8 protein-coding genes are annotated in these 11,065 nt (G+C 52.2%); 4 read left to right on the forward strand and 4 right to left on the reverse strand.

Annotated features, from left to right (window positions below):
- Positions 1–44: 44 nt before the first annotated feature.
- Positions 45–2,051: a transglycosylase SLT domain-containing protein gene (locus ACJJI4_RS11770; RefSeq protein WP_444928188.1), complete on the forward strand. Its 2,007-nt coding sequence runs from the start codon at positions 45–47 to the stop codon at positions 2,049–2,051.
- 1 nt (position 2,052) lies between these two features.
- Here the strand turns inward: ACJJI4_RS11770 and ACJJI4_RS11775 are convergent, their stop codons facing one another.
- Together ACJJI4_RS11775 and ACJJI4_RS11780 are read right to left on the reverse strand one after the other, a co-directional pair.
- Positions 2,053–2,307, reverse strand: a complete 255-nt coding sequence (locus tag ACJJI4_RS11775) for a glutaredoxin family protein (protein WP_413662439.1) — start codon at positions 2,305–2,307, stop codon at positions 2,053–2,055.
- Positions 2,304–3,164, reverse strand: coding sequence for an FHA domain-containing protein (locus ACJJI4_RS11780; protein WP_444928189.1), 861 nt, complete (start codon positions 3,162–3,164; stop codon positions 2,304–2,306). Before ACJJI4_RS11780 ends, ACJJI4_RS11775 begins: the two co-directional genes overlap by 4 nt.
- Before the next feature lie 319 nt (positions 3,165–3,483).
- On the opposite strand from ACJJI4_RS11780, the gene ACJJI4_RS11785 reads away from it, so the two are divergent.
- Together ACJJI4_RS11785 and ACJJI4_RS11790 are read left to right on the forward strand one after the other, a co-directional pair.
- A complete protein-coding gene (locus tag ACJJI4_RS11785) occupies positions 3,484–4,401 on the forward strand; it encodes a PP2C family protein-serine/threonine phosphatase (protein WP_444928190.1) in 918 nt (305 codons plus the stop codon).
- Positions 4,402–4,418: 17 nt separating this feature from the next.
- Entirely contained in the window at positions 4,419–6,809 is a 2,391-nt protein-coding gene (locus ACJJI4_RS11790; RefSeq protein WP_444928191.1) for a bifunctional serine/threonine-protein kinase/formylglycine-generating enzyme family protein, read from the forward strand.
- Between the two features lie 260 nt (positions 6,810–7,069).
- On the opposite strand, the gene rlmKL is transcribed toward ACJJI4_RS11790, so the two are convergent.
- Positions 7,070–9,268: a bifunctional 23S rRNA (guanine(2069)-N(7))-methyltransferase RlmK/23S rRNA (guanine(2445)-N(2))-methyltransferase RlmL gene (gene rlmKL, locus ACJJI4_RS11795; protein WP_444928192.1), complete on the reverse strand. Its 2,199-nt coding sequence runs from the start codon at positions 9,266–9,268 to the stop codon at positions 7,070–7,072.
- Positions 9,269–9,689: 421 nt separating this feature from the next.
- Between rlmKL and rmf the strand changes: the two genes are divergently transcribed.
- Positions 9,690–9,941 carry a ribosome modulation factor gene (rmf, locus tag ACJJI4_RS11800; protein WP_108733677.1) on the forward strand — a complete coding sequence of 84 codons (252 nt, stop codon included), beginning with the start codon at positions 9,690–9,692 and terminating at the stop codon, positions 9,939–9,941.
- A 64-nt stretch (positions 9,942–10,005) separates the two neighbouring features.
- Here the strand turns inward: rmf and ACJJI4_RS11805 are convergent, their stop codons facing one another.
- A complete protein-coding gene (locus ACJJI4_RS11805) occupies positions 10,006–11,043 on the reverse strand; it encodes a quinone-dependent dihydroorotate dehydrogenase (RefSeq protein ID WP_413662444.1) in 1,038 nt (345 codons plus the stop codon).
- Between the last annotated feature and the right edge of the window lie 22 nt (positions 11,044–11,065).

Raw genomic sequence — 11,065 nt, forward strand, 5'->3', positions numbered from 1 at the left:
AGTCAGTCATAGCTGGAAACACACGTCCAACTGAGGTAATTGAGATGTCAGCTGACGCAAAAGGAATCGCGCTTCTTTCTGCCCTAATCATCACCTGTCTCTGCACAGCCGTGCCCACTAATGCACAATCTGTTCAGGCAACCACTATCGCACCGGAAGTATCCGAAGATAATCGTGCGGCGCAGAGAGAAAAGCTGCGCCAGGCCCGGCAGGCGATAAAATACAAGGATCGACGGCAACTTCGAGCACTTAAAGCTGAGCTCAAAGATTATCCCCTCGCTGCTTATATTGACTATTGGGCGCTCAGTGAAAAACTGCACCAACTGCCCTTAAAAGAAGTTGATCAATTCCTGGAGAGCAACAGAGGCACGGCTATTGGCGACTGGATGATGGTCAGGTTGTTGCGCCAACTCGGTAGTCAAAAAAAGTTCTCGACTTACCTGCGCTATTATCAACCTTCGCAACACAGTCGCACCTCCCTCCGCTGCTATTACGCCGATGCCCTATCGCGCCGAGACGGCTATCAGGCAGAAACACAGCAGTTGATATCAGAACTCTGGCTTGTTGGGCGGTCCCAAGTCGAGGAGTGCGACCCCGTTTTTGCCCGCTGGATGAAAAACGGCGGCTTGACGCAGGAACTCGCCTGGAAGCGGCACCTGCTGGCAGTCGAAGAAGGCAATCTCGATTTGGCACGTTATATCGCCAAAAAAATGACGCCAGCCCAAGCAGAGAAAGCCAAACTTTTACGCTCGGTCCATCGCAACCCACAGAAGCTTCTCACTGACACCAAGTTCGCCTACAACCCACTGGAATATCGCGATATCGTGTTGCACGGATTGCACCAATTGGCGAAAAAAGACGCGATCAAAGCTGAAACTGCGTGGCACCGCTATCAGGCCAGCTACTTGTTTTCCGATGCCCAACAAGAAGCCATGTTCAAGCACTTGGCGCGTCAATTTGCTCGCCAGGATAATATGCAGCGCTTGCAACAGCTGGCTGAACATCACACAGTGACCGATAGCCGCACCATCGAGTGGCTAGCCAGACAATCCCTACGTGAATTAAATTGGCAACAGGTCGCGTTCTGGATTGACCGCCTGCCAGAGGAGAAACAACAACTCGACCGGTGGATATATTGGAAAGCCCGCTCACTGGAAGAACTTTATGGCACAGGAAGTTCCGAAGCTTCCTCCCACCTTTACCGCAAAGCCGCCCGCAATCGCAGTTACTACGGTTTCCTTGCCGCTGATACCTTGGGGCAACAGTACAGCTTTGAGCACCGGCCGGCACCAATCACCCCCATTCAAGTGCAGGAGATGGCAAAGCGCCCCGAACTGCTGAGGGCCCGAGAATTACAAGCGATAGGCGAACTCTTCCATGCCCGAAGGGAATGGAGCTATGCCACAAGAGCTATGGACCACCAGGAATTACTTGCGGCTGGCAAAGTAGCTAGCGCCTGGGGTTGGTACCATAAATCAATCCAGTCAGTGCTTGCGGCTGACTACCTCGACGACTTGGAACTGCGATTCCCACTCGCTTTTTCCGATATTGTTCACGATGTGAGCAAACAGGTCGGCGCCCAGAGCTCGGCACTAGAGCCATATCTGATTTACGCTGTGGCACGACAAGAGAGCCACTTTAGCCACGATGCAAAATCCAGCTCTGGGGCCCTGGGACTTATGCAATTGCTCCCATCCACGGCAAAAGCTACTGCACGCAGAGCGGGGGTGCGCTATCGACGCAGCTGGGACCTTTTGAGCCCCAATACTAACATTGCGCTGGGCAGCTTTTACTTAAGTAGCTTACTTAACCGCTTTGACAATAACCGCTTTCTGGCAGCCGCCGCCTATAATGCCGGGCCAACCCGCGTAGCGGGATGGCTAAAAGAGACCCGAAAACAGCTGCCCTATGATGTGTGGATTGAAACCATTCCATTCCGGGAAACGCGTAATTATGTGCAAAATGTACTCGCCTATTCGGTAATTTACGCCTACCGAAGCGGCACCAAGCTGCAACTATTAAGGGAGAGTGAAGCTGCGAGCCGGCTGTAATTTAAAGCCGCTCCTTCAGCCAATCTTGCAATTGCACCTGGTCAAACGGCCAACCGCAAACATCGTCGGGGTCTCCAAGGCCAACCACCGGAATGCGGATAGAAAAGCGCTCCATTAACGCTTCATCCTCGGCGATATCCACTTCGCGAAGACGCAAGTTGAATTTTTCCAGGGCAGGCCAAATTTCAATTTTGGCTTTTTCGCACAGGCCGCAACCCAAAGTGGTGTAGAGCAAAAGCTCTTTTATATCGCTCATCCAAAAACCCCCTGGCTGCTGCCCCAGAGATATCCCGCAACACTTAGCGCAAGCCCCACTATTAAAAGCCACGTTTTACTTTTAGCCTTTGGCTTATCGACTTCCTCAGGTACCTCCTCGGACAGACTGGGTTGCACCGCATAGGGGACTGTATCGGCTTCTCCAGAGACAGAGGGTGAACCGGGCAATTCGAACTCCGGCAAAGCCGGGCGTACAGCCGTGCGGTTGTTATCGTCAGCTGGGCCGACAATTGAAAAACTTAAAGTGTCGAGTCGGAGCTCATCGCCCCTGCGCACCCGACTCTCACTAACCTTTCTATTATTGACAAAAGTCCCATTTGCCGAACCTAAGTCAATAACGAACAGTAAGCCCTCCCTTACTTCGAGACGAGCGTGCCTACGCGAAAGATGAGAAAGCGAAAAAGTTATATCACACTCATCGGAGCGCCCAATTACCGCACTCTCTTTCACAGGGAACACCTTTCCTGCAATAGCCCGGTGATTGGCTCTTAGCGCCCAGGCAACGCCCTGATTCGAAGCAGCCTTAGGGGGGCCAGACTTGAGCTTAGTTACCTTCGGGTCGATTACCTGGAGTAAACGGCTGCCCACTTTGACCTGATCGTTTATTTTTAACTGGCACGGTGTACCAGTTGGCTGACCATTAAGCAAAACACGGGCCGCGCCCGACAAATTGTGCAAAGTCAGAACATCGCCATTAACTGCAATTTTAAGGTGCGACTTCGCTACGGAATCATCGGCAATACACAAGTCACTACTCTGCGCCCGCCCCACAGTTACTCCCGGCGATACCAGCCATACGCTCTGGCTGAGATCATTGACATCACAAAGTTTGAGCATCGAAATCGCTCCTAAAGCCAAAATGGCCGTGTGAAATTGGCCAATTATTGAAGACAGTGAGCTTAACTAATGTTAAAAAGCAGCCGAAACACTCACTTTTATTGATAAAGTTGAGTTTATCATGGGCGATATCATTAGCGTGTGATTCGGTTTGCAGCTTAAAATGGCCCAAAGGTCTAGTATTTAACAGATTCAGCGATGACCTACAAAGTGATCGGCAACTTGAATAAGCCGAGAGCACAACAGGGAAGAGGCGTGTGATTACCGGAGGGTTATCACCGTTAGAAAGATTAAATAAATTACAGGTAGTTGCACGCCAGTGAGTGAAGCCAAAGTACGCGAAGTATCACGGCACAGCGGGATAGTTCAGCATAGCAAAGACGCTACACGCAGTGCCGGCGCAACCCATACCGGCTATAAGCGTGAACAGAACGAAGATGCCTATTGGGCTGCGGAAGACAAAGGTATCTGGGTTGTAGCCGATGGCCTTGGCGGTCACCACGCTGGTGAACTCGCGAGCAAAACTGTTGTTGAAGAAATCCAAAAGTCAGCGGAAACTGACAAGCACTACGAGCGTGCCTTGCAAAAAGCGCACGCCCTTTTACTGGGCGATGAACAAACCACAGCCAATATGGGCTCTACTGCGGTCGTTGTTGCTGAAGAGGGTGACTACTTTCATATCTACTGGGTTGGAGACAGCCGCGCTTACCTCTGGGCTCCCGAAGGCACAACAGGGAAACTCACCCAACTAACCAGCGACCACTCCTACGTACAGATGCTGATGGATTCAGGCGCTATCAACTCCGAAGAAGCCGCAATTCACCCCAACCGGCATGTAATTACCCGATGTATCGGCGGTAGTACCAACCCCAAACTCGAAGTGGACCGAGTCTCCTATCGCTGGGCAGCAGGACAGAGACTACTCATCTGCAGTGATGGACTTAGTTCGGAAGTACCAGCAAATTCAATCAACCAGATATTGACGGAAAACAGTGATACCCACAGAGCAACAGAGCTTCTAATCGCTGCAGCATTGGATGCAGGAGGCAAAGATAATGTCACTGTTCAGGTCATAGATGCCCCATCCACAGCGCAACCTTCTTCTACCGCATCCCTCAACCCAATTAGCGAGCCCACCCTGCCCGGCTCCACACTCAAAAAGTATCGCCCCTTCATTCTCCTCTTCACAGTCGCCTTAGCCACCGCAGTTGCCTACGGACTTTCAACTCTGCTTTAAGATAGGGAAAGCACTTCATGGAAGTCGTCAATAGCGGCACCTCTTCACTGCAGATACCGGGCTACCGCATCCTCAAGAAGATCAATCAGGGGGGAATGTCCTCAGTCTACCTGGCTATACAGCGCAGTGTGGGCCGGCAAGTGGCACTCAAAGTTATGTCGCCAGTACTGAACGCTGATCCAATCTTCAGTGAGCGGTTCCAGCGGGAAGCAAATATCGTTGGGCAGCTGTCACACCCAAATATCGTCGGTATTCACGATATTGGCCGCTACCGCAGCCTGAACTATATCGCCATGGACTACATGCCTGGGGGCTCGGTTGCAGAGCGTTTAAGCAAAGGTGGGCTTGAGCCTCTTGAGGCGCTTAATGTTGTGCGCCAGATAGCCATGGCCCTAGACCACTCCCACAGCAAGGGCTATGTACACCGAGACCTGAAACCGGAGAATATCCTGTTTCGCGAAGACGGATCGGCCGTACTCAGTGATTTTGGGGTTGCCCGGGCTATCGCGAGAACCACCCGTATGACTAACAGCGGGATGGTTGTGGGAACCCCTCACTATATGAGCCCGGAACAAGCTCGCGGAGCAGCGGTTGACGGTCGTGCCGACCTGTATAGCCTGGGAGTTGTTTTCTATGAAATGCTCACAGGAGCCGTGCCCTATCAGGCAGACGAAGCCGTCGCCATTGCAATAAAGCACCTCACCGACCCAATTCCGCGACTGCCAGCCCGCTACGCACTTTATCAGGCTCTACTTGATCACTTCCTGGCCAAAGATCCGGATAAGCGATTTCAACGGGGCCTGGATATCGCCGATGCCGCAGATGATTTGGTTGCAGCCCTCGCCGGAAAGCCGGCCAACCAAATCAGCCAGCTCAACAATTCAACTTTAAAAACTTCCAGCTTGGCAAAAGCACTTGTACTGACCATTTACGGCAGTGTGGCAAACCAACTCGGGAGAGTTGCTTCCAGTTGGAAACGGAAGGAAACGCCCGAGAAACCAGAGCGTAAGGAGCAGGATACTGTTGTACGCCTGCGGCAGTTCCTCGCTGAGCCAACAAAACACAAACGCTCCTGGCTTATGAGCAGCTTTATCGCTGTTGGCCTTACCTCAACCTGGGGCCTGTATAGCATCGTTGATCACAAGGCCGGCTGGCAACTTGGACTACCTACATTGGACGGCGCTGCCGATTTTACAGCTGCCACCCTACTAGGTACCGCGGAGCAGCCTGCCAATATTGCTCCAAATTCAAATACAGAGTCTGCGCCAACTGAATCAGCAGCAGATGCCCTAGACACACAGGTACAAGTTACCCCGCTAAATCTACCTTCCTCGCTCAATGCAGATGCACAACTACCCCTCAGTGGTAATCAGGCACTGATTGCCAGGAGTAATATTGAGCCCCCAAAAGTACTCACGCCTGAGCCTGCAGAGCCAAGAGCAGAGAACCAACCCAAGCTGTACAGCCTAACGATTAACACAAAGCCGTCTGATGCCCGTGTGCGGATTATGAACATAGCCCCCCGCTACCAGCCGGGGCTTGAATTGAGCCCAGGCAAATATGATGTGGAAGTGAGTAAACGGGGCTTCAGTAAAGTTCGCCAGTGGGTCTTGCTGGAAGAACAAAACCTCGAAGTGGCGATCGAGCTGGAACCTGCCTACTTTATCGGCAAGCGATTTCAATCTGAATTATCCTCCGGTGGCTTGGGCCCGAAAATGGTCGCAGTGGGAGCAGGCAGCTTTACCATGGGCAATAACCAGCGGCGATTGGCCAGCCCTGCGCACAGGGTAAATGTAGAGCAGGACTTTGCTATATCCATCTATGAGGTCACCTTTGCCGAATACGATCGTTTCGCCGAGGCCACCGGTAGTGCTAAACCCAGCGATGCAGGCTGGGGGCGAGGCGATAGACCGGTAATTAATGTGACCTGGCGGGACGCACAAAGGTATGTGAAGTGGCTATCAAAGGAGTCTGGCAAGCAGTATCGGCTGGCCAGTGAAGCCGAGTGGGAGTACGCAGCCCGGGGAGGCAGTACCCACCAATACTGGTGGGCTTCCAGCGACGTCCGGGGAAAAGCGAATTGCCGCAGGGGTTGCTCTAGCGAATTTACAAAGCTGTTCAGCATCAGTACAGCTCCCGTAGGGCATTACCAGGCGAATCCTTTTGGCCTTTTTGACACTGCAGGGAACGTGGCTGAGTGGGTGGAAGACTGCTACCAAGCTGGATACAACCCAACAAAAACTACTTCAGCACCTATAAAGATTAACGGCTGCCAACTTCATTCTGTAAGGGGCGGCTCAATGCGTGATACCTCTAGTAAGATTTCTTCTGACTACCGAAAAGGCCTCAATGAAACCGCGCGCTCAAAGGATGTGGGGATACGGGTTGTAATGGATCTGAATGAATAGATCCGAGCTCACAGCGAATCGGGTTTCTGTGGTTGTACCGTCAACTTTCGCTATCTTTTTATTTATGCAAAGTTTTAGCTGAAAGCCGCTGACCCAAATTAACCTAGAATTGAATTACAAGTAAATTGACACTGGACGGCGATTTACCTCCAGCTTGTAAAACCCCTCAATTTCAATGGTCAAAACCTATTAGACCTTAGGTATTTTAGGCCGGCTATTAAATCAAGCCGGCCACAAATCACTAAAGCGTTAGTACCACCCTACTTCAGCCGTAGCTCCCAAACATTGTGAATTTTCGGATTGCGCTGAAAATCCTTATCCAGAAGGTTCAGCTTCTCTACTGAGTATTCACTGGAAACGTCTTCATCCATCTTAAAGCTGCGCAAGTTGTTGGAAAACACCAAGCGACCCTGAGGCGACAACAGGGACATACACTGACGAATCAATTTCCCGTGGTCCCTCTGAATATCTAATACCCCGCTCATCTTGGCGGAATTGGAGAAACTCGGGGGGTCCATGAATATCAAATCGTAATGGCCTTTCCTGTTCTGTTGAGCAGATTCAAGCCACTGCAAACAATCGGCCTCTACCAACTGATGGCGATAAGGATCCATGTTATTAGCACGGAAATTTTGTCCCGCCCAGTTTTGATAGGTTCGCGACATATCGACACTAGTGCTCTGCTTGCAACCACCCAGAGCCGCTTGGACTGTCGCACTGGCGGTATAGCAGAAAAGGTTTAGGAATGTTTTACCGGCAGAAATCTCTCGCAGGTATTTGCGCACCGGGCGATGATCCAGGAAAAGCCCTGTATCCAGGTAGCTCCACAGATCTACCGCCAACTCAGCACCATACTCCCCAACCCAGAGTTCCTTCCTGGATTCCGTCTGCTTCTGGTACTGACTTCCACCCTTACCTCCGCCCTTGTGGCTGTGGCGACGGCGTTCTTTAATACTGATATTCGCGCGAGGCAATTCGAGCACGGACTGAAGGGCCCTTAACAAATCGCGCAAGCGCCCCCGAGCTTTCTCTTCCTCGATAGTGGCCGGCGGACGATACTCCTGCAAATGCGCGTACACGGCGCCATCCAGGGTTTTATAGATATCGATCGCCGCAGCATACTCAGGCAAGTCCGCATCGTAGAGGCGGTAACAATCCACGCCACTCCTCGCGGCCCATTTACCCGTAGTGCGCAGATTTTTGCGCAAGCGATTTGCTACCATCTCCGCCTGGGGTGACAACTTCGGCCCAGTGGCTTCACTCGCCGCCGCCCCACTTTGCGCACGAACCTCAAACATCAACAACTGACTGGGGATACTGCCATTGTATAGCTGGTACTGCTTGTGAGAGCGTAAACCGGTGGCATAACCCAGTTCCGGATTGCCGGTAAACACACCGACTAACCAGCCCGGGAACTCCGCCTTTAACTGCCGCCCCAGTTCAAAATAGGTCTCCCGCAGAGCTTCCTGCTCACCCAAGCGCTCACCGTAGGGCGGGTTTGTCAAAACCAATCCCGCTTTGACTTCTCTATGGCTCGGTACCCTAAACCCTGCTACTGGGCGGCAACTCACTCGCACCTGGCGCTCCAGACCGGCCCGGGCAATATTAGCCTCAGCCGCAAACAAGACTTTCGCATCAGCATCGTAACCGCGAATCTCTGGCAGTTCGCGAGCCAGGCCAACGCCTTGACGCTGCAATGCCTCCTCGCGAAGCTCATTCCAGATATCGCTTTGATGGTTCAGCCAGCGCTCAAAACCAAAGCTATCCCGCATTAATCCCGGTGCTATATCAGCAGCGATCATCGCCGCCTCCACCAGAATAGTGCCCGAGCCACACATCGGGTCGAGCAATGCTCCACCCTGCTCGGCAATCTTTGGCCAGCCGGCTCGCAGCAACAGTGCTGCCGCAAGGTTCTCTTTCAGTGGGGCTGCACCGATATGGGTTCGGTAGCCACGGCGATGCAAGCTGTCACCGCTTAGATCGATGGCGATATCCAACTTATCCCGATGCAAGCGCAGGGCAACAGTCAAATCTGGATGATGTTTATCAATACTTGGACGGGCTCCCGACTGGCGGCGAAGGCGGTCGACAATGGCATCTTTTGCTTTTTGAGCACCGAACTGACTATTGCGGATCTCTCGATTGGTCCCAGAGAATTGCATCCACAATTTGCCCGAGGGGCGAATGTGGAGCTCCCAGGGTTGCTCAGCAACTGCTTGGTACAGGTCCTCAGCTGTGGCTACATGCACCTGCGCCAAACGCAACATAATGCGGTTTGCCAAGCGACTCCACAGACAGCAGCGGTAAGCCAACTTCAGGGAGCCGGAAAAATACACTGCCGCCGGCTGCTCCCTTACAGACCCTGCACCCAGGTCGCGTAATTCATTAGCGAGCAGCCCCTCTATTCCCTTGGGACACGTAGCCGTAAACTCAAATTCTTCGGTTTGTAAATCTGTCAAAATACTTACTCATTAAGCTCCTCCTGTGGAGGAAGTTTTGTGCGCCAATAATGACCGCCCACTTAACGTCTGCGCCGCCAGTACGCACAAATAAAACCTGGGGCAAAACCTTTACCGCCCCCAACTAGGGAAATTGAGCATTATCGCCATGCCCAAAAGAGGACGATTATCCCATTTTGTGGCAGAAGAGAATACGCCCTGCCATTAATTACTACCTGCCCCATAAGTCATACTGTCATCTAGAGATATTTTCCGATTCCTACGCAGCCACTTTACTCTTACTAATAAGGTGGATTGGGTCGGTCCGTTCAAAGACTTATTTCCTTCACTAAAATTCATTGAGAGACACCCCCAAATAGAGCCGTTTGCGAACCTGCCGACAAACTGTCCACAGACCGACAAAGTAGAGGTGCCGTATACGATGAAACGCCAAAAACGAAATCACGCCGACAGGGCATTTTACAAGGGCTATTTGGCAGCCCTGAACAACAAGTCTATGGATAGCTGCCCATTTGTCGAAGAGGATCCTCATCAGGAGTGGATCAATGGTTGGCGTGAGGGGCGGGAAGATTACTGGAATGGCTTCGACAGAGTGACCAAGGCGCAAAAACTGGAGATTTATGGCGCCGTTTCTACCGACATCCAATACCCTGACGGGTGGAGCACCATTTAGCGATGGCAAGTGGGGCTTATCGTCAAAAGCCCCCCTTTTCCTAGCAGTCAGCAACTAATACAGCTTACCCTTGCTCTGTTCGGCGGCGCTCCAAAGCAATTGCCTCTGCCGCCTCACGAATCAATTCAGGCCCCCGATAGATGAAACCGGTATACATCTGTACGGCAGTCGCCCCAGCACGAATCTTTTCAGCCGCACTGTCACCATCAAAAATACCGCCAACCCCAATAATCGGGATCTGCTTGCTCAACTCTTTCGATAACAGCTCGATGACCTTGGTGGATTGCGCTCTCAGGGGTTTTCCGCTCAAACCGCCCTCTTCGCTACCATGGGGCAGCTTGGCGACTGAAGACTTATCGATCGTCGTATTGGTAGCGATCACGCCATCGATATCGTACTCACACAGCGCCTCGGCTATCTGCGCCACCGCATCGCCTTCCATATCCGGGGCAATCTTGACGGCAACAGGGACGTAGCGATCACTCTTTTGAGCCAGCTCCATCTGCTTGTCTTTGATGCTGCCCAGCAAGCGATTGAGACTGTCACCAAACTGGAGGTCACGTAGCCCTTTGGTATTGGGAGAAGAAACGTTGGCAGTGATGTAGTCGGCGTAGCGGTACACCTTCTCCATACACAGGCAGTAGTCATCGGCGGCCTTTTCCACTGGAGTATCAAAGTTCTTACCCACATTGATCCCCAAAACACCGCTATAACGGCGCTTTTTCACTCTTTCAATCAGGTAGTCAACACCGAGGTTGTTAAAACCCATACGGTTAATAATCGCATCGGCCTCTTCCACCCTAAACAGCCTTGGCAGCGGATTGCCGGGTTGGGGACGCGGTGTCACGGTGCCCACTTCAACAAACCCAAATCCCAGGGCTCCGAAACCATTAAAGGCCTGCGCATTCTTATCCAGACCAGCGGCCAAACCAACCGGGTTGGGTAGAGTGAGCCCCATCAACTCGACCGGATCATCCGGGACCGACTTTTTGTACAGGGACATCAAGCCGAGGCGCTCTGCAGCGCCAATGGCATCAATCGACAAATGGTGGGCCCGCTCAGGGTCAAGCGCAAACAAGGCTTTACGCAGTGTTGAATACATACCTTTCCTTACGTGGGGAGGC

The sequence above is a fragment of the Microbulbifer maximicatervae (SeqCode) genome (assembly GCF_052467305.1).

What these genes read in the sequence shown, in the direction of transcription:
- ACJJI4_RS11770 (WP_444928188.1), top strand. Translation starts at nt 45, where the DNA reads ATGTCAGCTGACGCAAAAGGAATCGCGCTTCTTTCTGCCCTAATCATC.
- ACJJI4_RS11775 (WP_413662439.1), bottom strand. Translation starts at nt 2,307, where the DNA reads ATGAGCGATATAAAAGAGCTTTTGCTCTACACCACTTTGGGTTGCGGC.
- ACJJI4_RS11780 (WP_444928189.1), bottom strand. Translation starts at nt 3,164, where the DNA reads ATGCTCAAACTTTGTGATGTCAATGATCTCAGCCAGAGCGTATGGCTG.
- ACJJI4_RS11790 (WP_444928191.1), top strand. Translation starts at nt 4,419, where the DNA reads ATGGAAGTCGTCAATAGCGGCACCTCTTCACTGCAGATACCGGGCTAC.
- rmf (WP_108733677.1), top strand. Translation starts at nt 9,690, where the DNA reads ATGAAACGCCAAAAACGAAATCACGCCGACAGGGCATTTTACAAGGGC.
- ACJJI4_RS11805 (WP_413662444.1), bottom strand. Translation starts at nt 11,043, where the DNA reads ATGTATTCAACACTGCGTAAAGCCTTGTTTGCGCTTGACCCTGAGCGG.